Below are 24052 nucleotides of genomic sequence, written 5' to 3'. Positions count from 1 at the left end.
CGGGCTCTCCTCAGCGTCTGTCGGCCGGCAGTCGCCCGGCTTTATTCACGTCATACCACCAGTTATCCACACCTGTGCTGTAGGCAGGTTTAACGGCAGGATGGGAAAATTTATCCCAAAAGGCAAGCCGCTGCTCGGCGCTATACCACATCGGGATCATATAAGCATTCCACAGCAAGATGCGGTCCAGCGCCTGTCCCAACGGCAGCAACGCGTCGGCATCGTCCTGATGAGCGATGATCTGTTTGACAACATTATCGACCATGGGATCTTTTACCCTCGCCGTGTTCCACGAAGACTGAATATAGTCTGACTGCCAGTTGGCCTGCAGATTGCGTGAGGGCGTCGGCATAGCATGATAAATATTACTGACCATATCATAGTCGCCGCTACGCAGGCGGCGCAGGTACTGCGAGCTGTCAATCTGGCGCAGGGTTAACGTGATACCCAGCCGCGACAGACTATGCTGATAGGGAAGCGCCCACTCGCTATTCGCACCGGCAGGCAGCAACAACTCTGCGGTAAAGGGCTGCCCGGTTTTATCGTTCACCAGGCGCTGGTTATGGATATGCCAGCCAGCCTGATTCAGCAGTGACATGGCCTTAAGCAGGTTAGCGCGATCGTAGCCGCTGCCGTCAGTTTTCGCGGGCGCATAGGCTTCAGTAAAGATTTCAGGAGGTAACTGTGATTTGAACGGTGCCAGTATTTTCCGTTGTGCAGCATCAGGCACGCCTTGCGCCGCGTACTGCGTATTCTGAAAATAACTGCTGGCTCGCTTAAAAGCATTATAAAACAGTGCTTTATTCATCCATTCGAAATCAAAAGCCAGCGCCATTGCCTGCCGTACCCGGCGATCGTGAAACAAGGGTTTTTCATTATTCAGCGCCAGCCAGCGCGTATCAATTGAGGCCGTATTCGGCGTGGTCTCTTTAACGATCTGCTGATTATCGAAGTTACGACCCAGATACTGAGTGGCCCATTTCTTCCCCGACGTTTCTTCGCGGAGATCAAAGGCACCGGCTTTGAATGCCTCAAACGCAACGTTGTCATCCAGATAATAGTCATAACGCATGACATCAAAATTGAAACGGCCACGATTGACCGGCAAATCCGCCGCCCAGTAGTTTTTGACCCGACTGAATTCAATAAACTGGCCCAGTTTCCACTTACTCACGCGATAAGGCCCGCTCGACAACGGAGGCTGGCTCAGCGGCTCATTGAATTTTTTATTCTGCCAAAACGTTTGAGATATCACTGGGAGCGTCAGCAACCCCAGCATCAGGTCTTTATCCGGGGCCGGTAAGGTGATTCGTACCGTCTGGGGGTTAAGGGCTTTAATTGTTACACCACGATAAAATATTCGGAACTGTGGAACGCCCTCGGTCATAAATTTTTGGAAAGTAAAGGCCACATCGTCAGCCGTGATGGGAGAACCATCGTGAAACTGTGCGCGAGGGTTAAGCGTAATTTCCATCCAACTGAAGTCATCAGGATGCCGGGCTGATTCAGCAATCAGCGGATAGTAGCTGCTGGTTTCGTCATCCGAGGTAGTGAATAAGCTGTCATACAGTGGCCCGGTGCCGACGCCAGGGTTGCCTCGTGAGGCATAACGGTTGAAGTTATCGTAAGTGCCGATGACCGACAGGACAATTTTGCCGCCCTTTGGTGCCGCAGGATTCACATAGTCATAGTGACGGAAGTCTCTGGGGTACTTCGGCGATCCCAGTTGAGCAAAGGTGTAACTTGTCTGAACGGAAGAAGCATGCAGCGGGGTGATGAGCAAGCTACACAGCAGCAAAATGACAAAGCGGAGCGGCATAAGGGATGTTCTCTCCTGTGAGTGTCTTGCACCGCAGCGATAATCGACGGTGATTAACGCGTGGGTTGACTGTTTTGACGTTGAAAATAGTCTCTTACCTGCTCTGGACGTAACGGCCGACTGAAGAAATACCCCTGTAAATGGGTGACGCCGCGGTTGATCAGCCAACTGGCTTGTTCATCGGTTTCCACACCTTCAGCCACGCTCATCAGGTTGAGCCTTTTAGCCAGTTGTAACACCGTATCCAGCACGGGTGAAGTGATCGTTTCGGTGCCAATACTTTGCACAAATCCACGATCGATTTTCAGATAATCAAAAGGGTACTTTTCAAGATAGATTAGCGCACTGTGCCCGGTGCCAAAATCATCCACTGCGATTTTAATTCCCCGCTGATGTAGCCAGTGAAACAGTTCAGTCGCATTGCCGTTTTCAACTACGGCCCGTTCAGTGATTTCGAAGACGTACTGAAAATGATCGTGAGGCATATTGTCCTGCCAGTACAGAACATCGTCACGGAAGCTGCAGGCGCTCAGATGCAGGGGGGAAATATTTAAGCTGAGGCAGGTTCCTTTGGGCAGGCTATGACGTAGCTGGTGTGCATCGCGGGCGACCAGTTCAAACAGGTGGCGGGTCAGGGGGATAATTTGGTTTTGTGCTTCAGCGTAACTGATAAAAATATCGGGTGAGACCGTTTCACCGGACGGATGCGTCCAGCGTAGCAGCGCCTCCATACCGTAAGATTTGCCATCCTGAGCCGTAATTAAAGGCTGATACTCGACGCGAAATTCACCACGCCGGATGCCCAGAGTAATTTCTTTACCGGGTCGCTGAACCCGGGTCAGTAAAAACCAACACGTACAGCCAGCGAGTAATGACATCAACAGGCTACTCAACATAATGGTCTGAAAATCGCCTGCGGATAAGGTTGAGCCGTAGAGCGCAAACTGGAACGGCAGCCCGTCCATAGTGGTCTGCATTAACGGCGCGGGGAGTTGACGATTTCTTACGAGGGTGGTTTGCCAACTGGTCATCGCGGTATTATGCGCGAGTATCGCAATCCCGGTAATTTCGGGATGCGAGGACGCTTTTATTTGGTAATCGGCCAGGCTCAGATTCAAGGTGGTAAAGATGCCGGATTGTAGGGTGCCGGGTTGCTTGATCCATATCGCCAGTACCGGTTTCGTCGGCTGCATAGGGGTACCCGGCAATAAACGGATATCCCGGTCGCGTGTGGTATCGGTACGGGCCGAAATCGCGCTCAGTGGCTGAAAAAAGCTGCCGGTGGCTGAAGAGCAAAAGGCGTTACCGTCTTTCACTAAAATGATGGCGCGTATGTCGCCGGCAAACGCGGCACGTGCAGTTAACTCATGATTGCCGATATAGCATTCTGACTGTACGAACGGAAGCAGGGGAGAAAGGGTATCTGTAATCAGCGTCGCCACGTGACGCTGGAAGTCGTTGCTGCTGTCGATGAGCAACTGCTTATGTTGATTTTCCCGTTGATGTTGGGTCTCGGTAAGTAAAACAGAGGTTAACAACAAAAAAAACAGACTGCCAACAATCGCGCTATTCCACGCGATTCGACGAGGATAAGTTGCCTGGCGTATCAGCGCCCGCGACAATGGCATGAAGTGCTTCCCCTGATCAAAATACAAAACTTAATGGTGCGCAATCGCCCGAATATTTGCGTCTGAGAATATAACGAGTCTGTTAATAATGTCTCGTTATTATTTTGATAAACAAGTATTTTTACGCGGATTCGAGGGATTCAAAAAAAAACGCTGCAAAGGCAGCGTTCTGTTTTTCTCTGGCTGAGAGGACGTTCGAGAGTAGCACTAGCTCGGGTTTTTACTTAAGACCCGGCGAGCTTCGCTATAACGCTTTTTCCAGTAGTCTTCATTAAGGCTGGAGATCATGACACCGCTACTGGTTGAGGCGTGAACAAAATTGTCATTGCCGAGGTAGATACCCACATGGCGACCAGTGGAGCCTGCACGAAACAGAACTAAATCACCTGGACGCAGTCTGGTGCGAGAAATTTCTTTACCCGTTCCCTGCTGCTCGGAGGTGGAGCGGGGAAGGTCTAAGCCAAACTGTTCGCGGAAAGTGCGCTGAACGAAAGCGGAACAATCAATACCACGCTTGGTATCACCGCCAAGACGGTAACGTACACCTTTCCAGCTTGCGTATTGCTCCATGATGCGCGACTTAACGTCGACGTTACGCACCATCTCTTCGAACTCATCCTGAGACGCTTGAAGTAAAAAACCATTCTGGTTGTTAACTTCATGATTCTCGTTTTTTACGGTGTTATGGGTACTGCTACAAGCTGAGAGAAGTGTTGCCAGCGCCAGAGCGGGCACTATCCGCCAGATATATCTCAGTATTGGTTGAGACTTGACCATTATACGGGTTTTCCTTCGAAGTCCTTACGACAAGATTGTCGCCAGCCAGATGACAAAACGGAATGAGATTAATAAGCCAGTCAGAACAAGACAATGCTTTAATTATAAAATTGTGTAAATCACCACATTTTACCGATGAAAGCGTGCTTAATACTGCTACTTCTTTCTCACTGCGACCGAGATTAACCGATTACAGAGGCCGTGGCGAGAGCTTTTAATCAAATTCTGATAGGTTTTTTTGATACTTATCAAACTTAAATAACTTGTTCACTTTATCAACAGTTATTCAGGGCTGATAACCTGAGGAAAGGGATGATCTGGCGCTAATTCCAGGCATAGTGCGGGTTAACAGAAGCACGGCAGCGCCGCGAGCGTCGCGGGCTGACGCTAAATGCTGGATTATCATAGGGTTCAGAAAAGGGATTTCTAGTTAGCTTGCTAATTATTTCATTCGGTTTTTTATAAATAAGGGCGGTTTATAATGTAAACATTATTCCTCCCGGGCTAATGAATTACTGTTGGGGTTTATTTTTACCCGGTAATTTGTGATAAAACCAATTAACCAGGTAATCACTTGCCGGGGTTAATAACCACCAACTCAATCCCACCAGCGTAACCGAAAGTGATCCAACGGCAATATCGGTAAACCAGTGTGCACCAGCCATTATGCGTGGAAGAGAAAACACCACCACAATGACCACGCTGACTAAAAATGTGCGAAAGCCAAAATAGCGCCACATAAATGCCGCGAAGATCATCAGCATCATGCCATGATCGCCTGGAAAACTGTCTTTAGACGCGTCTTTGGCTGGAATGCCGGTCAACTCACTGACGCGATGAACCCCTTCAAAAAACAGCGTTGGACTGGCGTGCTTCACCGGTAGCAAATGACCGGCCTGATTCAGGATGACGGCTGTCAGCAACATCGTAATGCCAATGGCCAGCATACGACGTCGGCCTGTCGGTGTTTCCCGTTGCCATAGCCACAGATAGAGCAAGCCCATTACCAGTAATGACACGGCGTCAAAACCGCGGAAGTTGGTAATCGCGACCAGCAGGGCAAAGCCCGGGTAATTAACCATCTCATTATTGAAAGCGAAGAAAATCCCTTTATCGATATCAAACCAAAACCCATGACCAGGTGGTAAATACCAGGAAAAAAACAGCATCATTCCCAGTGCATTCAGCAGCAGGATGGTGACAAGGCGTGTTGCGTGCATAATTCTGCCCTAATAAAAAATAACCGCCGACCTTAACCATGTCAGCTTAAACGAATCTTCAACAAAGCGGATTGTAGACTATTCCAGTCGGCAGATGAGGAATGAATCATCTCAACGCGGCTGTCTGGCGGGGTTGAACCCAGTATTTCAATATGAACGTCTTCTCCCTGACGGTTAATGCTGACGGCACCCTCCGCAATGCGCAGCACGCCTTTAACCCGATCGACAGGGGCAAGCCGCGCCCACTCCAGCAACGGCAGAGTATCAAACACCGTTTCATCATCAAAAATCCAGCCACAGGCAACATAACCCTGACCCTGATTGACCGCCCGACGCCAGGTTGCGTGCCCGTCGAGTCGCATTGCGGCAATACCACTGGCCGGGGCTGAGTGATGATGATGGTGGGCCGGATGCGGAATGGCGCGCGCTTTCCCTTGCGGCCTGTCGAGCAAAGCGAGGGGAATCTGACCAAACTCGGCAGTAACAAACTGACGATCGTCCTGGTGTGCGGCAAGCCACTGCTCAAGGCGCTGCCGATCGGCTTCGCTCCAGCGATCGCGTTTATTGCCGACAATAATGTCGGCGGCGGCCAGTTGATCGCGAAAGTTTTCATTTTTCGCCACGCGCTCATCTGCAAGTTGCCGTGCATCCAGCAGGGTAAGCGTTGCCTGCAGTTCGAGCCAGGGCTGATAAACCGGCGAGGTCAGCATCTGTAATAACTGGCGCGGATGGCCCAGTCCAGTGGGCTCAATCAGCAGGCGATCGGGTTTATTCTGCTTTAACAGTCGGTTTAACCCGACCTGCATGGGCAGTCCGTTGACGCAGCACATGCAACCGCCGGGTATCTCTTTCAGGATGGCACCGCTGTTGGCGAGTAACGCACCATCAATACCAACTTCACCGAATTCATTCACCAGCACAGCCCAGTTTTCCTCTTCGGGCTTATGCGCTAACAGATGAAGCAGCGTGGTGGTTTTACCACTGCCCAGAAATCCGGTAAGAAGGTTAACGCGCGTCATGCCAGCGGCTCCTGCAAATAAAGAAGATGATATTGTTATATTATAACATTATTCAGCCGCCAGCCTGTAACGCAGGCAATTAGTCTGCGCGCCCCATATAGCGACGTTCTGCCACATGGATTCGGATGCGATCACCGTTGCTGAGGTACTCCGGTACCTGAACAACTAAACCGGTACTCATCCCGGCAGGTTTGGTGCGGGCACTGGCTGACGCGCCTTTAATACCGGGCGAGGTATCCACAATATCCATGTCCACGGTTTGTGGTAATTCCAGCGCCAGAACCTGTCCGTCCATGGTGAGAACCTGAATGCCGGGAATGCCACCTTCCGGAATGAACAGCAGCTCTTCTTCTATTTGCTCTTTTTTGAAGGCGTAAGGCGTGTAATCCTCATCGTCCATAAAGACGTATTCATCACCGTCAATATAAGAGAAAGTGACGCTGCGACGGCTCAGAGAGATAGCCTCGATAATCTCGTCGCCTTTAAAGCGTTCTTCGACCTTCATCCCGGTACGGACATCGGTAAAGCGCATTTTATAAAGCGTTGCCGCGCCGCGCGCGCTGGGGCTCTGGACGTCAATATCCTTGACCAGCAGCAGTTTTCCATTGTGGGTAACGGCCATTCCTTTTTTAATTTCATTCGCTTTTGGCATTGCTGTTCTCACTTGCAAAGTAATAGTGCGCGCAACGTTACTCGCGCGCCTCTTAACAGGCAAGATAGCGCGAAAAATTTTGTTGTCGATAGTGAGTGGCAGGGCAGAAAAGGCCGGTTTTATGAGTAGATAAGCCAGGTTTTACGAGGTCTTCCCCTTGCAACGGCGATTTCAGCACAAACCGCAATGCCGTAGGCTAAGGCGTTAACCTCTTTTTCTGTAAAGGTGATGTCGGGGTAATCCTCATTCTGTTATCGTCCGCGGTTTACCCTATTCCGGATGTGAAAGATGGAATGTCGTACAGATTGCGGTGCCTGTTGTATTGCCCCCAGCATTTCCTCGCCCATTCCTGGCATGCCTCAGGGTAAACCCGCTAATACGCGCTGCATTCAGCTCGCGGATAATAACCTCTGCAAAATTTTTGCATCTCCCCTGCGGCCAGACGTGTGCGCGGGACTTCAGCCATCGGTTGAGATGTGCGGCAGCAATCGTCATTACGCCATGGAATATCTGATTCACCTTGAGCAGAGTACCGCGCCATAACCTTTTTCGGCCTCCCTGTTGTTGAGCTATCACCGCGCGTTTGGTTTTTCCTTCTGTCCGTCCCAAAATCAGGCTGTTAACGATGCGCTGACCAGGCTCTCGGTGGCGGATGGCCAAACCCGGATGCGTCAGATAAAGGCCAGGCCGGATGATGGCGATGTAACTGACTTCCTTATCGGCGTGATGTTGCCTGATTAAGGGGATAACTCTTCAAGCGACTTTTCTTTGGTTTCAATCGCGAACAGCAGGGTGATCACGCCACCGATCAGGGCAATGACGGCGAACGTAATGAAAACAAATCTGATCCCAAAACCAGACACAATAAACCCCACCATTAATGGCCCAACAGATGACCCGGCGCGTAGCCAGGCGCTGGAAAAGGCAGTACCTGTCGCCCGAAGCCGGGTCGGATAGAGTTCGGCAGAATAGAGATAAAGTGAGAAGGCGATAGTTTGCAAAATGGCATAGGCGATGCTGCCAAAGATCAGTATCTGCCAGGGCGCATTAGCCCCTAATACACACAGCACGATGAGCGGAATAATGGCCAGCATAAATGCCCAGCTGTACCAGCGCTTACGCCCCACGTGATCGATTTTAAAGGCACAAATTACAGAGGCAATGACGCCGCAGGCCGAGGTGATCCACCCATAGGCCAGGCTGGTTTCTAACGGCAGGTGGAACAGGGTTTTATACATGGTTGGAAACCAGGTAACCATACCGTTATTGATGGTATAAACCGTCAACCACAAACCCCACAGCATAAACGTCCGGGATTTGTAGATACCTGAGAACAGGGCTTTCACCCCGCTGGATGTTGCGGGTACCACCGTTACAGGTTTAATGACGGGCTCGGGTAATGGCATACAACGACGTACAGCTTCTGCCTCGAAGGACTGGACCACTTTTTCAGCCTGTTGATGGCGGCCTTTAGAGACTAACCAGCGTGGAGATTCCGGCATTAACCAGCGCAAAGGTGCCGCCAGGGCTGAGGGGATCAGGCCAATGAGAAACATGATTTTCCAGCCATAAACCGGCACCAGAAAGAACCCGATAAGGCCGGCACACATCATGCCAACCGGAAAGATAACTTCATACAGCAGAAAAAAACGACCGCGTTTCTTTGCACCGACAAACTCGTTGATATAGGCACTGGCGACCGGGACCTCAGCACCAATTCCCAGCCCCTGCAAAAAACGGATAACCAGAATCGACCAGCCGTTCCAGGCGAACAGGCAGGCGGCATCCATGATGACAAACATAATGATGGTGATACGCAAAACACCAATCCTGCCAATTTTCTCTGCCAGCGTACCAAAAAAGAGTGCACCTACCAGTTGCCCGATATAGCTTGCTGCAATGATCAGACCGACAAATGTCGGCGTGAGTCCCCATTCCTGCGTCAGCTGTGGCAGGGCAAACGCGATAGCAATAATGGTATAGGCATCAAAAAAAGTGGACAGCCCCACCACAACACGAATAGCCATTAACCGGCGTGTGATGGGCAATCGCTCAAGCCGCGCCAGTAATACAGTTGAATCGGCGGGACTGGCGTGGGAAGCGATAACCTGAGTTGACATAGTGACACCCTGTTTAGTGATGGATAGGGGGCAAACGTGCAAGACAACGACCGTGCCGGAGCCATGCGTTTGCCGCCCACTCACTGATGGTTATTGCATAAAAAAATATGCAAACTGATAATATGAAAACGTTAATGCAATCGTTTTCACATTGGTTATCGTTGGTTTAATATTCTGCTGCGTCAATCAAGCGGCATAGTTAATTGTTAACGAGTTCACATTCCGCTCTCAGGCAATCAAAAAAGCGTGAATCAGGTCATACTCTTTCTCATCGAGTTTGCGGACAGGCTACGGCGGAGGAGAACTATAAGAGCGTAATGGCTGAAAATGGCACCTTGTGAGCATTAAGAGAAGGATAAGTGCGGCACCCAACAGTGCGTGTTAACCGCGTATCCCGTTGTTATCGCGTCTGTTGTATATTGTTGCCGTCTGCAGATGGATCTTTGCCACCCACATTAATCCCCGGAGTGATATATGGATCAGGAAAGCCAGGAAAAGGAACAGTCAGATAAAAGGCTGATAACGATGCGTGATGTTGCCAATGCCGCAGGCGTAAGCATTTCAACCGTATCGCGAATTCTGGATGAAAGGCTTCCACAGTCAAAAAGTGCGTCAGCTGAAAAAGTTCGCCAGGTTGCTAGTGAACTTGGCTATCGGCGCGATTATGTTGCCTCCAGCCTGCGAAGGGGCGATACCGGTACGCTTGGTGTACTGGTTCCCCGCATGACGGATGCGGTGACGGCGATGTTGTTTGAGGCTATCGCCACTGCTGCCTCACGACGCGGCTACTTTGCCATCGTGGCGACCTGTGGTGACGACCCGCAACAGGAAAAAGCGTCCGCTGAATCCTTACTGGACAGACGCGTCGACGGACTGATTCTATCAACCTGCCGTCTGGGCGATCCGCTTCCGCAGACGCTGCGGGAACGCGAAATACCGCACGTACTGGTATTGCGCACCGACGGTGTGAGCCCCTCTTCCGTGGGTGATGACGAAATGGGCGGCTACCTTGCCGCGCGCCATCTGATCGATTTAGGCCATAAAAAAATCGGTATGATTGGTGGGCCGGATTTTGCCTCTAATGCATTGAATCGTCGTAAAGGTTTTGAACGGGCAATGAAGGAAGCCGGTTTGTCTGTTCGACCAGAGTGGTGTCGTTCCTCTGACTTTAATATCCAGTCGGGCGAAGAGGTGGGTTCGTCGATGTTAAACCATTCCTCGCGGCCTACAGCGATTTTTGCCGTCAATGACGAGATTGCGATTGGCGTGATGGCGGCGGCGCATCATGCAGGGATCACCATTGGCAAAGAGCTGTCACTGGTAGGATACAACGATATTCCCCTCGTCAGCCGGTTGCCTGTCGCCTTAACCTCAGTGCGTACGCCACTGGAACATATTGCAGGTAATGCCGTGGATATGCTCATCAATGGCAGGAATGAACCGCATTTATCGACCATTATTCCCACGTTAATCCCGCGAAAATCCACCGCTTCCCCTCATCAGTAACCGCCTGACCAATGACTGCATTGCGAGTGTAATGCGGTCATGAACCCTCTGCGATCTGGATCGCAGACAATGATTTTCTCCCTGGATGTTTTGTGATGGCTGCCGCACTTATTAACAGTTGCCGGTTGACGCGATGAGATTACATTGCGAATTTAACTTATGTGAAAACGATTGCATTAACGTTTGCATTTATTTTTCATCCTGACTGTACTTATGAGTAAACGTCTATTACATCAAGGAGTTAATTATGATTAATATCGACCTCAGAGGCTTAACCCCAGCACCCGTTACCCCATTCACTCGTGAAGGAAAAGTCGATTTTGACGCTATTCAACGTCTGGGCAGCTGGCTGGGAAGTATTGACGGCGTAAAAGGGCTGGTGGTCCTGGGGCACGCAGGTGAGGGCACGTTTCTGACCCAGGATGAGCAGGCCGACGTCATTCGGGCATTTGTAAAATCCGTTGAAGGCAAGATCCCCGTCATTGCCGGTATTACTGGGGAAGGAACTGAAGTGGCGGCACGTGAGGCAAAACGCGCTGTTGAGGCGGGGGCGGCTGCCGGTTTACTTTATCCTTCACACGGCTGGTTGCGTTTTGGTTATCAGGACGGCGCGCCACAGGATCGCTATCGCGTCGTTTATGAAGAGAGTGGCTTACCGCTTATTTTATTCCAGTATCCCGACGTCACTAAAGCCACCTATAACCTGAAAACACTGCTGGATATTTCCGCTCAGCCGGGCGTGTTTGCGATGAAAAATGGTGTACGCAACATGCGTCGTTGGGATACTGAAATTCCTGTCATCCGCCGTGAACGTCCCGATCTTCAGATTCTGACCTGCCATGATGAATATCTGCTGCATACCATTTTTGATGTTGATGGCTTTTTGGTGGGCTACGGCAATATTGCACCTGAGCCACTGATTGAAATGATCAATGCCGGTAAAGCGCAGGATTATAAGACAGCCCGTGCATTACATGACCGACTGATGCCTGTGACTAAAGCGGTGTACCATCGTGGTTCACATATGGAAGGCACCGTCGCACTTAAACATGCGCTGGTTGCGCGTGGCATTCTGGAACATGCCACTGTCCGTTCACCGCTGTTACCGCTGGGTGAAGGTGCGGCAGAAGAGATTCACGCGGCAATGCGTGCTGCTGAGCTGGGTCGGGTGAAATAAAACGGGCGAGTCTGGCAGGCAGGACGCCTCAATGTGGGAACTGCCTGTCGTAACGACGTAGCGCGATTCAACGTATTTCTCTGAGATGTCCCGGTCTGCTTACCGGCAGGCATCCAGAGAAATAATAGATCAATGCAAAAAGAATTTACGCCCCTAAGTGCACCCGATGCGCAGAAAACGGTTATTAAGCCGTGTTCCATTTCTCTGTAGGACATATCGACAAATAGCCTGATACAGCCTTGCGCGGGGAAATGAAGCCTGTACCGGTATTGAGTGTGGGCGGTAGCTGTGTCAACCGCAGTCAGAAGGAATGGAATCATGCTAATACTACAGTTTATGACCGTGCTTTTTTTCCTGTTTTTAGGCATGCGTATTGGCGGTATCGGTGTGGGGTTTGCAGGCGGAGCGGGAGTATTAATGTTGTGCGCGCTGGGTGCCACACCTGGCGACCTGCCGATGCTGGTAATGATATTTATCATGGTGGTGATTGTCGCCATCTCGGCCATGCAGCAGGCAGGAGGCATTGATTATCTGGTGCAACTGACCGAGCGTGCCTTGCGCCGTTATCCACGGCTGTTGGTGATTACGGCGCCGCTCTCAACCTGGTTATTGACCATGATGGCCAGTACTGGGCAGGTATCTTTTGCCTGTATGCCCGTGATTGTGGCAGTGGCTAAAGATAATCATCTTCGTCCAACCCGCGCATTAGCGCTTTCCGTCGCCGCATCGTTACTGGGCATTGTGGCATCACCCATTTCGGCAGCCGTGATTTTTTTCTCTGGTATTCTGGAACAGGGGCCGCACGGCTGGGGCTATATAGAACTGATTGCCGTGACCATTCCAGCCACCTTCATGGCGCTCTTATGTTCCGCATTGTTTTACCTGTGGTGGGATCGCTTACGTCACACTGACCAGCTTGAACATCAGGATAATGCGGTGAAAACCGTGCAGCTAACGCATTCCGCTATTCACGGCAGACGTTCGGTTCTGATTTTTATTATTGGCCTGGTGACGGTGCTGATTTATGCCATTATCAGCAGCCCCAAACTGGAAATCATTACTCGCCCTGTGCTCAATAGCGGACAGGCGCGCATTGCCGTGATGTTAGCGGTGGCAATGGCTATCGTCATGTTCTGTCGGGTGAATGTGCATACGATTCCGGGGTCATCGGTGTTTAAAACCGGTATGACGTCTTGTATCTGTATACTTGGCGTGGCCTGGCTGGGTTCCACGTTTATGGAGAGCAATCGCCTGTGGTTAGAGGATATGGCCGCGCGCTATTTTCTGGATTCCACAGTGTTACTGGCACTGATTATCGTACTGGCATCATGTTTTCTCTATTCTCAGGCGGCATCGACCAAAATTCTGTTTCCGATGGCCTTGAGTATGGGCATTGCGCCCGCCACACTTGTCATCTGTTTTCCGGCAACCGCGTCCCTGTTTATCTTGCCTAACTATCCCACGTTGCTGGCCGCCGTTGCGCTGGATGATACCGGCTCCACTCGTCTGGGCCGACGAGTAATCGATCACCCGTTTATTTTGCCAGGTTTACTGGCCACCGGCTTGTCGATGCTTTTTGCCGCCGGTTTAGCCATGCTGTTCTAACCTTTAGCCTCATCCTGAGGATTAACGTGCGGTCCATGCTGTTGTGCACGTGCGGATGGCCTATCACTGTCGGGCAAGGTGCCTTCCTGAGCTTTAGGTGACTGTGTTTGCGGCGTCAGCTGACGCTGCTGAAATCCTCCTGAAAAGACTGACCTTGTGTCGTCCAGACTTCAGCACTATTTTTAAGATAATTTCCCAACCTCTCTGAATTGTGCGTAACGTCAAAGATCTGTTATGTCGTTTACGCATTTTCTTGCCTGTAAAGCGAAGCTGAATAACAATCCCTGAAACGTTTCAGCGTTGCTGTGACAACCTTCACGGGTTCAAACAGCAAGTTCCAACACCAATGAGCTGAAACGATTCAATCAGCAAGCGAGGAGAATTATGTTCCAGCTCGAATTGCAGGCCATCCATACCGGAGCCAGCGCCCAAAACAAAGAAGATGCGATTCGTCAGGTTGCGGCGGCACTTACCGCTGCAGGTAACGTGGCGGAAGGTTACGTCAATGGCATGCTGGCGCGTGAGCAGCAAACCTCAACCTTTTTGGGTAATGGTATCGCCATTCCTCATGGCACCACCGACACGCGCGATCTGGTGCTGAAAACCGGCGTTCAGGTCTTCCAGTTTCCACAGGGAATTGCCTGGGGTGACGATCAAACTGCCTATGTCGCGATTGGCATTGCCGCGAAATCGGATGAACACCTGGCGTTGCTGCGCCAGCTGACCCATGTACTCAGCGACGACAGCATTGCTGAACAGCTCAAAACCGCCTCCGCCGAGGATCTTCGTGCGCTGCTGATGGGTGAGAAGCAATCAGCAGAATTCAGCTTCGATACATCTTTAATTACGCTGGACGTTAACGCACGCGACCTGATGACATTGCAGGCACTCAATGCCGGACGCTTACAGGCCGCTGGCGTGGTCGATGCCAGCTATGTTGCCGACGTGGTGTCAGGCAATCCCTTAAGCCTGGGTCAGGGTATTTGGTTAAGTGACAGCGGCAAGGGCAATCTGCAAAGCGGAGTGGCCGTCAGCCGTGCGGCGAATGCCTTCGAGCACCAGGGTGAATCCGTGGCGATGTTAGTAAGCGTGGCCGCTGTTGATGAACGACCATTAGAGGTCTTGGGCTATCTGAGCGCACTGTTACAGAACAACAAAGCCGACCGTTTGCTGAAAGCGGATGCAGCAGGCGTTTATGCCCTGCTGACCAGCGAAGTTGACGAGCAGGCAGATCAGCTGACGGCTGAGTTTACTATCCGCAATGAGCATGGCCTGCATGCGCGCCCGGGCACGGCGCTGGTGAGCGTGATCAAACAGTTTAATAGCGACATCACGATTACCAACCTTGATGGCAGCGGTAAACCGGCAAACGGACGCAGCCTGATGAAGGTCGTCGCGCTGGGCGTGAAAAAAGGCCACCGCCTGCGTTTCACTGCCAGTGGTGAAGATGCACAGCAGGCGCTTAATGCCATTGAAGAAGCCATTAACAGTGGTTTAGGTGAGGGGGCGGCATGACCAGACGTGTTGCAACCATCACGTTGAATCCTGCGTATGATTTAGTTGGTTTTACGCCCGAAATTGAACGTGGCGAAGTCAATCTGGTGAAAACCACCGGTTTGCATGCTGCCGGTAAAGGCATCAACGTTGCCAAGGTCCTGAAAGATCTGGGCATCGACGTGACCGTTGGCGGTTTTCTCGGCAAAGACAATCAGGATGGCTTTCAGCAACTCTTCAGTGAGTTGGGTATCGCCAACCGTTTTCAGGTCGTCAATGGACGTACGCGCATCAACGTCAAGCTTACCGAGCAAACCGGTGATGTGACCGATCTTAACTTTTCTGGCTTCCAGGTCACGGCGCAGGACTGGGATCGCTTCACCAGCGATTCATTAACCTGGCTGGGTCAGTTTGACATGGTCTGCGTGAGCGGCAGTCTGCCTGAAGGCGTCGATCCCGATGCCTTTACTCGCTGGATGACTGAACTGCGTACGCATTGTCCTTGCATCATCTTTGACAGCAGTCGCGAAGCGCTGGTAGCGGGCCTGAAGGCAGCGCCCTGGCTGGTTAAACCTAATCGTCGCGAGCTGGAAATCTGGGCAGGGCGCAAACTCCCTGCGCTCCAGGACGTGATTGACGCAGCGCATGAGTTGCGTGAGCAGGGCATTGCACATGTGGTGATTTCTCTGGGCGCAGAAGGCGCACTTTGGGTCAATGCCTCAGGTGAATGGATTGCTAAACCGCCGGTGTGCGAGGTTGTCAGCACCGTTGGCGCAGGTGACTCCATGGTAGGCGGCCTGATTTATGGCCTGTTAATGCGTGAATCCAGTGAACATACGTTACGTCTGGCTACTGCGGTAGCCGCGATGGCTGTCAGCCAGAGCAACGTCGGCGTTACTGATCGTACCCAGTTGGCCGCAATGATGGCGCGCGTCGACTTACAACCCGTTAACTGACAGCAGGAGAGCGATAGTGAAAACGCTGCTGATAAAAGATCCTTCAACAGGACTGGCTTCTGCCTACATGGCAAAACAACGCCTGGCTGCTGCGGCTGCGCAGGCTGGTTTAACACTAACCGAAAACCCGGCAGAGGCCGAGCTGGTGATCGTCACCGGTAAAACTGTGCCGGATGATGCCGCGCTGAACGGAAAGTCCGTTTGGCTGGGTGATGTACAACAGGCGGTCAGCGAACCTGAACAGTTCCTGAATCGTGCTAAGGCTGAAGCCAAACCCTGGCAAGCCAAACCCTGGCAAGCCAGCGCGGCAGCACCTGCCGCGGCGGTTGCCTCTACCGCTGCGCCAGCGAATGGACCAAAACGTGTCGTTGCCGTGACCGCTTGCCCAACGGGCGTCGCGCATACCTTTATGGCGGCCGAGGCTATTCAGACCGAAGCCACCAAACGTGGCTGGTGGGTAAAAGTGGAAACCCGCGGCTCTGTTGGCGCGGGTAACGCGATTACGCCTGAAGAAGTTGCCGCAGCCGATCTGGTGATTGTGGCAGCGGATATCGAAGTGGATCTGGCAAAATTTGCGGGTAAACCGATGTATCGCACCTCAACCGGTCTGGCGCTGAAAAAGACCGCACAGGAGCTGGATAAAGCGGTTGCAGAAGCGAAGCCTTACCAACCTTCTGGCTCGCAAAACAGTCAGCAGGAAGAGAAGAAAGAGGGCGGCGCGGGCGCTTACCGTCACCTGTTGACCGGCGTATCTTACATGCTGCCAATGGTAGTGGCGGGTGGTTTGAGTATCGCACTGTCGTTTGCTTTTGGTATCACGGCCTTTAAAGAGCCAGGTACTCTGGCGGCGGCGCTGATGCAAATCGGTGGCGGCAGTGCGTTTGCGCTGATGGTTCCGGTTCTGGCGGGCTTTATTGCTTTCTCTATCGCGGATCGTCCGGGTCTGACGCCTGGACTGATTGGCGGTATGATCGCCACCAGTATTAACGCGGGCTTCCTTGGCGGTATTATCGCAGGCTTTATCGCAGGTTACGCTGCCAGGCTGATTAGCGGCAAAGTGAAGCTGCCACAAAGTATGGAGGCGTTGAAGCCCATCCTGATTATTCCGCTGTTTGCCAGCCTGATCACCGGTTTACTGATGATCTATGTGGTGGGTAAACCGGTCGCGGGCATCATGAGTGCTTTGACCAGCTGGCTGGCTAATATGGGTACCGCCAATGCGATCCTGTTAGGTGCTATCCTGGGTGGCATGATGTGTACCGACATGGGCGGTCCGGTTAACAAAGTGGCTTATGCGTTTGGCGTTGGGCTGCTGAGTTCACAAACCTACGCACCGATGGCAGCGATTATGGCGGCCGGTATGGTGCCACCGCTGGCCATGGGTCTGGCTACGCTGGTTGCGCGTCGTAAATTTAATAAAGGTCAGCAGGAAGGCGGTAAAGCCGCGCTGGTTCTGGGGCTGTGCTTTATTTCAGAAGGTGCGATTCCTTTTGCGGCTCGTGATCCGATGCGCGTTCTGCCATGCTGTATCGTCGGTGGTGCTGTGACGGGTGCAGTTTCGATGGCGATTGGTGCCAAACTGATGGCACCGCACGGCGGCCTGTTTGTGCTGCTCATCCCTGGTGCGATTACCCCAGTGCTCGGTTATCTGATGGCGATTTTGATTGGTACAGCGATTGCCGGATTAGGCTATGCGGTACTGAAGCGTCCTGAAGAAGAGCTGGCAAAAGCCTGATAGTTAAGTTAAAAACGAAAAAGGAGCCGCAAGGCTCCTTTTTTTTAACGTTGCTCTGACTTGAGCCAGGCGATTTCATCTTTCCAGATATCCGGATTAATGGTTTCCAGAATCAGCGGGATGCCATCAAAACGCGCATCTTTCATGATCCAGCTAAACACGGTTTTACCGATATTCCCCTCACCCAGGCTGTGATGACGGTCAACCCGGCTGCCCAGCGTGCTCTTGGCATCGTTCAGGTGCATCCCGCGAAGATAGTTAAAACCCACAATGCGATCGAATTCAGCAAAGGTTTCGGTGCAGGCGGCTTCGCTGCACAGATCGTAACCGCCCGCAAAAGCATGGCAGGTATCAATGCAAACCCCTACGCGGGATTTGTCTTCAACATGTTCAATAATGGTTGCCAGGTGCTCAAAGCGGAAGCCGAGATTACTGCCCTGACCGGCGGTATTTTCGATAACGGCGGTGACGCTGTGGGTTTGATCCAGGGCGATATTGATTGACTCAGCGATGCGTTTTAAACAGCTCAGCTCATCGATCTGCTGTAGATGGCTGCCCGGATGAAAATTCAACAGTGTCAGACCCAGCTGTTCCGCGCGTTGCATCTCATCAAGAAACGCATCGCGGGATTTTTGTAACGCTTCCATGACGGGGTGACCCAGATTGATCAAATAGCTGTCATGCGGCAGAATCTGGCCCGGCGCAAACTGGTATTTCTCGCAGGCAGCGCGGAAGGCCGCAATCGTTTCATCTGACAGCGGGGCAGCTTTCCACTGACGCTGATTTTTAGTGAACAGCGCAAAAGCCGTGGCTTCCAGTTCATGGGCGCGGATCACCGCCTGATCCACGCCACCCGATGCGCTGACGTGCGCGCCAATATACTTCATGCCGTTCTCCTGAAGGATTTAACTCAGATTTAACGGCATGATACACGATGGCGCGATGGCAAAGCGCGGTGCGCAGGAAATTTTTAGCCAGGTCAGGAGCGGTTTAGACCGGGAGAACAGCTGGGCTGGGAAGCGCGCGTTCCTGACAGCCATTAACGCGAGAACGCGCTCAGAGAGGGGATTGGGCAAGGGGAAATCAGCCGTTGCCCCACCGCGCATGTGTGTCAGAAGTCAGAAGAAGGCAGAGGATGAGTGACGGAGTTTCGCTAACTCCTCTTCGGTCAGGCCGGTCATTTTGATCACGGTAGGGCGGTCAAGACCGTTATTTAACATGGTCTGGGCAATCTTCAGCGCTTCTTCCTTCCTGCCTTTTACAATGCCTTTTTCGATGCCTTTTTGTTCCAGCTGTTCTGCAATGGTCATCAGAGCCTCTCCGTGTTGCGGCACCCGCTGTGCCAGCTTATGAACAAAGGCGTGCGCATCCGACGCTTCGCCCACCTGTATCATGTAGTTTACCAGCGATATTACCTGCGATGAAGAGAGATATTCGTTCAGGAGAAGGGTGACCAGCCTGTCCATCAGCGCCGTCAGGTTACGCTGGTGGATATGCTTTTGCAGTAATGTTAAAGCGGCCATGCTGCGATGGCCTGCAATCTCGTCGTCCGGGATAATTGTTACGTCAACCAACGGGAAAGCCGTTGTATACAGCGCCTGCGCGATGTCTGGGTTGGCAAATTCGTCCAGCCAGCAGAGGGAATACGGATAGGGGCTGCGTTTACCGGTGTAGAACAACATTGGGATAACCAACGGCAGTGTTTTATGCCCGGCCTGCAGGTGACGGTGCATAGCGGCAACCGCATAGCGCATCAATCTAAAGGCCATGTGTTTATCCGGACCTGACTGATGCTCGATAAGCACATGGATATAGCCTTTGCCGGATGAGGTTTTGAGGCTGTACAGCACATCGCTGAAGTACTGCCGCAGGTCATCTTCGACAAACGAACCTGATTCCAGTTGCAGAGTAGAAAGATCGCAGAGCACGCGTAACGATGGCGGCAGATGGATCGCCATAAAATCCCGGGCAATGTCTGGCTGTGTCAGAAACTGCCGAAACAGAGCATCGTGAGGCGTAGGCGTGGTATTTTTTATCTTCATGAGTCCCGGCTCGTAAACATCCATCGGCGTAAAATAAAGCAACCAGCAATGTTCACCTAACAGCAGCAGGGTAATGTTCGGCACGTCTCGCAAAACCGTCGCCATTGTGTCAAGCCCGCGCCGAAGCACCGGGATAACCGGCTCGGCGTCGAGCCGGTCAGAGACTTCCATGTTCGCGCGCTCACGCCATAAAATGTTGAACCAGCAGATTAATACTGCCGCCGCCAACAATCAGCCAGCCGAATACCAGCGCCCCCAACAGCACGGGCTTAAATCCGGCTGCGCGCAGGGCAGTAAAGCGAGTGGTTAAACCCAGAGCCGCCATGGCCATGGTCAACAGTATTCCACCGATGGTATTGAGTGCGTTAACCCAGACGGCAGGCAACCAGTGCAGAGAATTGAACAGGGCGACAGCGACGAATAGCAACGCAAACCACGGAAAGGTGATGGGCTGCGCCCTGTGCTGTGTTGCCTGTTCACGTCGAAGCACACCACTCAGCAACAGTAAAAAGGGGGCCAGCATCATCACCCGTAGCATTTTCGCAATGACCGCACTGCTTTCGGTTTCTGGCGCAATACTGTGCCCGGCGGCAACCACCTGAGCCACTTCGTGGATCGTTGAACCGGTAAACACACCAAACTGGGTAAGACTCACCGTGGGGAAAAGATGATGAACCAGTGGCCACAGTAGGGGATAAATAAAGATTGCCAGGGTGCCAAACAGCACCACGGTTGCCACGGCGACCGCCACCTTTGACGGGGCCGCTTTTAAGACCGGCTCCGTGGCCAGCACGGCCGCTGCGCCACAAATACTGCTGCCTGCACCGATTAACCATACGGTTTCACGATCCAGCTTCAGCAGGCGTCTTCCCAGCAGACAGGTCATAAAAAATGTGCTGCTCAGCGTCAACACATCAATGAGTACGCCGCTCAGGCCGACATCCGTAATTTGCTGTAAGGTGATGCGAAATCCGAACAGAATGACGCCCAACCTGAGCAATTTTTGTTTTGCCAGTAGCACCCCTGCATCACATTGACCGGCCACGGGTGAATACACCGTGTTACCGATAATGATGCCGAGCATAATGGCCAGGGTTAATGAACCCAGCCCCAGATGCGAGACGGCCGGCACCTGAGCCAGCAGGGCGGTGACGGCGGCAATCGTACCGCATAACAACAGGCCCGGCAGCCATTGCTGCACGGGATGAGATTTAGAAATGCTGATGTCGGCCATGATTACGCTCCTGGTTGAGTACGCATCATCACGCCAGGTTTGTTAAAAGTGAAATTGATTATATATTTATAATCTACCGCTATAAGTGATAAGGCAGGGTTTATGCTGTTCGCACGACTGGGGCGTTTCATTACGCTTATCAAAAGAGATGTTTTAACGCTCGTCTATGCCTGTCGCGATCCGCGAACGCCGCTGTGGTGTAAAGGCCTGGCGGTAGGACTTATGGCATACGGTATCAGCCCCATTGATTTGATTCCTGATGTAATCCCGGTGGTGGGACTACTGGATGATGCGGTGATCATTCCCACGGGTGTCATGGTGTTGCTGAAAATGCTGCCGAAGGCGGTGCGTGACAGCAGCGCGGAGCGTGCCCGGCAACAACGCGTACGCGGTAAAAAAGTGTTCAGCGTGCTGGCGGTGGTGTTCCTGCTGTGGATAGCCTTGATCATTTACCTTGTACAGCGTTAAGTCATTCAGGAGTTCCCATGCACATTACACTGCGGCAAATTGAAGTCTTCACCGAAGTGCTGAAAAGCGGTTCCACCACCCAGGCTTCCCAGGTGCTGGCTTTGTCTCAGTCAGCCGTCAGCGCGGCCCTCGCCGATCTGGAAAACCAGCTTGGCGTTCAGCTTTTCGATCGCGTCGGCAAGCGGCTGGTACTGAACGAGCATGGCCGGTTACTCTATCCCCGCGCCGTGGGGCTGCTTGAACAGGCCACAGAAATCGAACAGTTATTTAAAGAAGATAACGGTGCGATTCGTATTTATGCCAGCAGTACGATAGGGAATTACCTGCTACCCGGGATGATTGCCGGCTACCGCCGTGATTTCCCGACCTTGCCTTTAGAGCTGAGTGTCGGAAACAGTCAGGACGTGATCACGGCCGTCTCTGATTTTCGAGTAGACGTGGGGTTAATAGAAGGCCCGTGTCATATGACGGAACTGGTGAGTGAGCCCTGGCTTGAAGATGAGCTGGTGGTATTTGCCGCGCCCGATGCTCCGATTTTGCAGCAGCCGGTCACACTGACAACCCTGGCCGATGCCACCTGGATTCTCCGCGAACGCGGTTCAGGCACCCGTGAAATCGTTGATTATCTCTTATTGTCCCATTTACCGACGTTCCAGCTCGGTATGGAACTGGGGAATTCTGAAGCGATCAAACATGCCGTCCGGCACGGTATGGGCATTAGCTGTTTGTCCCGCCGCGTCATCGCCGATCAACTGAGCGCCGGAACGCTTATCGAACTGAATACGCCGTTGCCCAATCTGACGCGTACGCTTTATCGCATTCATCATCGGCAAAAACACATCTCAAAGGCCCTGACGCGGTTTTTGTCTTACTGCCGTGAATAAACGCAGAGAGCCAATCTGGTGGTGAAATCAGCGGTTCAACCCCTTGAAATTCAGGGAAACAGGCATCGCCGCTAATAATTTCCCGTGAATCATGAAGGTAACTTATAACTGTATAGCATTCGCTATACAGCACGGCCTTTGCTGCTACAATCGCGCCTTATTTTTACCCAGCGTAATGTTTACACATGCATAATGACTCAAATACAACACAACAACCTGCGTTACGACGCGATCTAAAAGCACGTCACCTCACCATGATCGCCATCGGCGGTTCAATTGGTACAGGTCTCTTTGTCGCATCGGGTGCCACCATCTCTCAAGCTGGCCCCGGCGGCGCGTTACTCTCCTATGCCTTAATTGGCCTGATGGTCTACTTCCTGATGACCAGCCTGGGTGAACTGGCGGCGTTTATGCCGGTATCGGGCTCTTTTGCTACCTATGGTGCAAAATATGTCGAAGAAGGCTTCGGTTTCGCGCTGGGCTGGAACTACTGGTACAACTGGGCGGTTACGATTGCTGTCGATCTGGTGGCCTCCCAACTGGTCATGAATTACTGGTTCCCGGATACGCCAGGCTGGATCTGGAGCGCCCTGTTCCTGAGCCTGATGTTCCTGATTAATTACATCTCGGTGAAGGGCTTTGGCGAAACGGAATACTGGTTCTCGCTGATCAAGGTTGTCACCGTGGTGATCTTTATCGTGGTCGGCGTGCTGATGATTGTCGGCATTATGCGCGGCGCTGAAAATGCGGGCTGGCATAACTGGCAGGTGGGGGACGCGCCCTTTGCGGGTGGGTTTGCCTCGATGATCGGTGTGGCGATGATTGTCGGTTTCTCATTCCAGGGCACTGAGCTGATCGGTATCGCGGCGGGTGAATCAGAAGATCCCGCTAAGAATATCCCGCGCGCGGTGCGTCAGGTGTTCTGGCGTATTCTGCTGTTCTATGTGCTGGCTATCCTGATCATCAGCCTGATTCTGCCTTATACCGATCCCCAGCTGCTGCACAATGATATTAAAGATATCAGCGTCAGTCCGTTTACGCTGGTGTTCAAAAATGCCGGTCTGCTGTCGGCGGCGGCGGTAATGAATGCGGTGATTTTAACGGCGGTATTGTCCGCCGGTAACTCCGGAATGTACGCCTCAACGCGAATGCTTTATAACCTGGCTCGTGAAGGCAAAGCGCCGCGTATTTTTGCCCGACTGTCAAAAGGCGGTGTACCGCGAAATGCCCTGTGGGCGACCACGGTGGTGGCGGGCCTGTGCTTTTTGACCTCGAAATTTGGCAATCAGGAAGTCTATCTCTGGCTGTTGAATACCTCCGGCATGACCGGCTTCATCGCCTGGCTGGGGATTGCGATCAGCCACTATCGTTTCCGTCGGGGTTATGTGGCGCAAGGGCGGGATCTTAACGCATTGCCTTACCGTTCGGGCTTCTTTCCTGTCGGTCCCATTTTTGCCTTTATCCTCTGCCTGATGATCACCTTAGGGCAGAATTATCAGGCGTTCCTGCAGGACAGAATTGACTGGTATGGTGTGGCAACCACCTATATTGGTCTGCCGCTGTTTCTGCTTATCTGGCTGGGTTACAGGCTGGTGCGGGGCGGTCGCATTATCAAATACAGTGAGATGGAATTCCCTCTCCATCAAGACGAGAAATGACCAGAAGCGCACGGTGAAAGCCGTGCGCTTTTTACCTTACGTCATCACTGTTAACATT

20 protein-coding genes are annotated in these 24052 nt (G+C 52.2%); 10 read left to right on the top strand and 10 right to left on the bottom strand.

What is annotated here, in order from left to right:
* Positions 1-10: 10 nt before the first annotated feature.
* The 6 genes from FBY13_RS11245 to yeiP all read right to left on the bottom strand — a co-directional run bounded on the left by FBY13_RS11245 (position 11) and on the right by yeiP (position 7115).
* On the bottom strand, positions 11-1819 hold the full coding sequence (locus FBY13_RS11245; protein ID WP_145394174.1) for an extracellular solute-binding protein: 1809 nt from the start codon (positions 1817-1819) through the stop codon (positions 11-13).
* Positions 1820-1872: 53 nt separating this feature from the next.
* Positions 1873-3447 (bottom strand): cyclic di-GMP phosphodiesterase, encoded by a 1575-nt coding sequence (locus FBY13_RS11240; RefSeq protein ID WP_145394173.1) that lies wholly within the window; start codon positions 3445-3447, stop codon positions 1873-1875.
* A 207-nt stretch (positions 3448-3654) separates the two neighbouring features.
* Positions 3655-4224 (bottom strand): bifunctional murein DD-endopeptidase/murein LD-carboxypeptidase, encoded by a 570-nt coding sequence (gene mepS / locus FBY13_RS11235; RefSeq protein ID WP_063880235.1) that lies wholly within the window; start codon positions 4222-4224, stop codon positions 3655-3657.
* A 512-nt stretch (positions 4225-4736) separates the two neighbouring features.
* Positions 4737-5444 carry a phosphatase PAP2 family protein gene (locus FBY13_RS11230; RefSeq protein WP_063880234.1) on the bottom strand — a complete coding sequence of 236 codons (708 nt, stop codon included), beginning with the start codon at positions 5442-5444 and terminating at the stop codon, positions 4737-4739.
* A 41-nt stretch (positions 5445-5485) separates the two neighbouring features.
* Positions 5486-6463, bottom strand: a complete 978-nt coding sequence (locus tag FBY13_RS11225; protein ID WP_145394172.1) for a GTP-binding protein — start codon at positions 6461-6463, stop codon at positions 5486-5488.
* A gap of 79 nt (positions 6464-6542) precedes the next feature.
* A complete protein-coding gene (yeiP, locus tag FBY13_RS11220) occupies positions 6543-7115 on the bottom strand; it encodes an elongation factor P-like protein YeiP (protein WP_063880232.1) in 573 nt (190 codons plus the stop codon).
* A gap of 288 nt (positions 7116-7403) precedes the next feature.
* Here yeiP and FBY13_RS11215 point away from each other — a divergent pair, with 288 nt between their 5' ends.
* Positions 7404-7658 carry a YkgJ family cysteine cluster protein gene (locus FBY13_RS11215; protein ID WP_096010852.1) on the top strand — a complete coding sequence of 85 codons (255 nt, stop codon included), beginning with the start codon at positions 7404-7406 and terminating at the stop codon, positions 7656-7658.
* Positions 7659-7852: 194 nt separating this feature from the next.
* On the opposite strand, the gene FBY13_RS11210 is transcribed toward FBY13_RS11215, so the two are convergent.
* Positions 7853-9235 (bottom strand): MFS transporter, encoded by a 1383-nt coding sequence (locus FBY13_RS11210; RefSeq protein WP_145394171.1) that lies wholly within the window; start codon positions 9233-9235, stop codon positions 7853-7855.
* A 474-nt stretch (positions 9236-9709) separates the two neighbouring features.
* On the opposite strand from FBY13_RS11210, the gene FBY13_RS11205 reads away from it, so the two are divergent.
* The 6 genes from FBY13_RS11205 to fruA all read left to right on the top strand — a co-directional run bounded on the left by FBY13_RS11205 (position 9710) and on the right by fruA (position 17708).
* Positions 9710-10741, top strand: a complete 1032-nt coding sequence (locus FBY13_RS11205; protein ID WP_145394170.1) for a LacI family DNA-binding transcriptional regulator — start codon at positions 9710-9712, stop codon at positions 10739-10741.
* 247 nt (positions 10742-10988) lie between these two features.
* On the top strand, positions 10989-11918 hold the full coding sequence (locus FBY13_RS11200; RefSeq protein WP_208625005.1) for a dihydrodipicolinate synthase family protein: 930 nt from the start codon (positions 10989-10991) through the stop codon (positions 11916-11918).
* Between the two features lie 318 nt (positions 11919-12236).
* A complete protein-coding gene (locus FBY13_RS11195) occupies positions 12237-13523 on the top strand; it encodes an anaerobic C4-dicarboxylate transporter family protein (protein WP_145394168.1) in 1287 nt (428 codons plus the stop codon).
* 384 nt (positions 13524-13907) lie between these two features.
* Positions 13908-15038 carry a fused PTS fructose transporter subunit IIA/HPr protein gene (gene fruB / locus FBY13_RS11190; RefSeq protein WP_063880226.1) on the top strand — a complete coding sequence of 377 codons (1131 nt, stop codon included), beginning with the start codon at positions 13908-13910 and terminating at the stop codon, positions 15036-15038.
* A complete protein-coding gene (fruK, locus tag FBY13_RS11185; RefSeq protein ID WP_063880225.1) occupies positions 15035-15973 on the top strand; it encodes a 1-phosphofructokinase in 939 nt (312 codons plus the stop codon). The genes fruB and fruK overlap by 4 nt, the downstream gene beginning before the upstream one ends.
* 16 nt (positions 15974-15989) lie before the next feature.
* Positions 15990-17708, top strand: a complete 1719-nt coding sequence (gene fruA / locus FBY13_RS11180) for a PTS fructose transporter subunit IIBC (protein ID WP_145394166.1) — start codon at positions 15990-15992, stop codon at positions 17706-17708.
* Between the two features lie 44 nt (positions 17709-17752).
* On the opposite strand, the gene nfo is transcribed toward fruA, so the two are convergent.
* From nfo to FBY13_RS11165, 3 genes are all read right to left on the bottom strand, one after another.
* Positions 17753-18595, bottom strand: coding sequence for a deoxyribonuclease IV (gene nfo / locus FBY13_RS11175; protein WP_145394164.1), 843 nt, complete (start codon positions 18593-18595; stop codon positions 17753-17755).
* A gap of 231 nt (positions 18596-18826) precedes the next feature.
* Positions 18827-19750, bottom strand: a complete 924-nt coding sequence (locus tag FBY13_RS11170) for an Rpn family recombination-promoting nuclease/putative transposase (protein WP_145394193.1) — start codon at positions 19748-19750, stop codon at positions 18827-18829.
* Between the two features lie 181 nt (positions 19751-19931).
* Positions 19932-20984 (bottom strand): YeiH family protein, encoded by a 1053-nt coding sequence (locus tag FBY13_RS11165; RefSeq protein WP_145394162.1) that lies wholly within the window; start codon positions 20982-20984, stop codon positions 19932-19934.
* A 102-nt stretch (positions 20985-21086) separates the two neighbouring features.
* On the opposite strand from FBY13_RS11165, the gene FBY13_RS11160 reads away from it, so the two are divergent.
* The 3 genes from FBY13_RS11160 to FBY13_RS11150 all read left to right on the top strand — a co-directional run bounded on the left by FBY13_RS11160 (position 21087) and on the right by FBY13_RS11150 (position 23994).
* A complete protein-coding gene (locus FBY13_RS11160; RefSeq protein WP_063880220.1) occupies positions 21087-21452 on the top strand; it encodes a YkvA family protein in 366 nt (121 codons plus the stop codon).
* A gap of 17 nt (positions 21453-21469) precedes the next feature.
* The gene (yieE, locus tag FBY13_RS11155) at positions 21470-22336 is read left to right on the top strand and encodes a DNA-binding transcriptional regulator YeiE (RefSeq protein WP_063880219.1); all 867 of its coding nucleotides are present in this window, start codon (positions 21470-21472) and stop codon (positions 22334-22336) included.
* Positions 22337-22521: 185 nt separating this feature from the next.
* Complete coding sequence (locus FBY13_RS11150) at positions 22522-23994, top strand: amino acid permease (RefSeq protein ID WP_109717375.1); 1473 nt, start codon at positions 22522-22524, stop codon at positions 23992-23994.
* Positions 23995-24052 lie beyond the last annotated feature (58 nt).

The sequence above is a fragment of the Pantoea sp. SJZ147 genome (assembly GCF_007828605.1).
Classification (GTDB): Bacteria; Pseudomonadota; Gammaproteobacteria; order Enterobacterales; family Enterobacteriaceae; genus Pantoea; species Pantoea allii.
The sequence above is the reverse complement of the archived record's forward strand: the minus strand, read 5'-3'. Positions and strand labels throughout refer to the sequence as shown.

Excerpts from the sequence above, each read along its gene's own strand:
- FBY13_RS11245 (WP_145394174.1), bottom strand. The coding sequence starts at position 1,819 with ATGCCGCTCCGCTTTGTCATTTTGCTGCTGTGTAGCTTGCTCATCACC.
- FBY13_RS11240 (WP_145394173.1), bottom strand. The coding sequence starts at position 3,447 with ATGCCATTGTCGCGGGCGCTGATACGCCAGGCAACTTATCCTCGTCGA.
- mepS (WP_063880235.1), bottom strand. The coding sequence starts at position 4,224 with ATGGTCAAGTCTCAACCAATACTGAGATATATCTGGCGGATAGTGCCC.
- FBY13_RS11230 (WP_063880234.1), bottom strand. The coding sequence starts at position 5,444 with ATGCACGCAACACGCCTTGTCACCATCCTGCTGCTGAATGCACTGGGA.
- FBY13_RS11225 (WP_145394172.1), bottom strand. The coding sequence starts at position 6,463 with ATGACGCGCGTTAACCTTCTTACCGGATTTCTGGGCAGTGGTAAAACC.
- yeiP (WP_063880232.1), bottom strand. The coding sequence starts at position 7,115 with ATGCCAAAAGCGAATGAAATTAAAAAAGGAATGGCCGTTACCCACAAT.
- FBY13_RS11215 (WP_096010852.1), top strand. The coding sequence starts at position 7,404 with ATGGAATGTCGTACAGATTGCGGTGCCTGTTGTATTGCCCCCAGCATT.
- FBY13_RS11210 (WP_145394171.1), bottom strand. The coding sequence starts at position 9,235 with ATGTCAACTCAGGTTATCGCTTCCCACGCCAGTCCCGCCGATTCAACT.
- FBY13_RS11205 (WP_145394170.1), top strand. The coding sequence starts at position 9,710 with ATGGATCAGGAAAGCCAGGAAAAGGAACAGTCAGATAAAAGGCTGATA.
- FBY13_RS11200 (WP_208625005.1), top strand. The coding sequence starts at position 10,989 with ATGATTAATATCGACCTCAGAGGCTTAACCCCAGCACCCGTTACCCCA.
- FBY13_RS11195 (WP_145394168.1), top strand. The coding sequence starts at position 12,237 with ATGCTAATACTACAGTTTATGACCGTGCTTTTTTTCCTGTTTTTAGGC.
- fruB (WP_063880226.1), top strand. The coding sequence starts at position 13,908 with ATGTTCCAGCTCGAATTGCAGGCCATCCATACCGGAGCCAGCGCCCAA.
- fruK (WP_063880225.1), top strand. The coding sequence starts at position 15,035 with ATGACCAGACGTGTTGCAACCATCACGTTGAATCCTGCGTATGATTTA.
- nfo (WP_145394164.1), bottom strand. The coding sequence starts at position 18,595 with ATGAAGTATATTGGCGCGCACGTCAGCGCATCGGGTGGCGTGGATCAG.
- FBY13_RS11170 (WP_145394193.1), bottom strand. The coding sequence starts at position 19,750 with ATGAAGATAAAAAATACCACGCCTACGCCTCACGATGCTCTGTTTCGG.
- FBY13_RS11165 (WP_145394162.1), bottom strand. The coding sequence starts at position 20,984 with ATGGCCGACATCAGCATTTCTAAATCTCATCCCGTGCAGCAATGGCTG.
- FBY13_RS11160 (WP_063880220.1), top strand. The coding sequence starts at position 21,087 with ATGCTGTTCGCACGACTGGGGCGTTTCATTACGCTTATCAAAAGAGAT.
- yieE (WP_063880219.1), top strand. The coding sequence starts at position 21,470 with ATGCACATTACACTGCGGCAAATTGAAGTCTTCACCGAAGTGCTGAAA.
- FBY13_RS11150 (WP_109717375.1), top strand. The coding sequence starts at position 22,522 with ATGCATAATGACTCAAATACAACACAACAACCTGCGTTACGACGCGAT.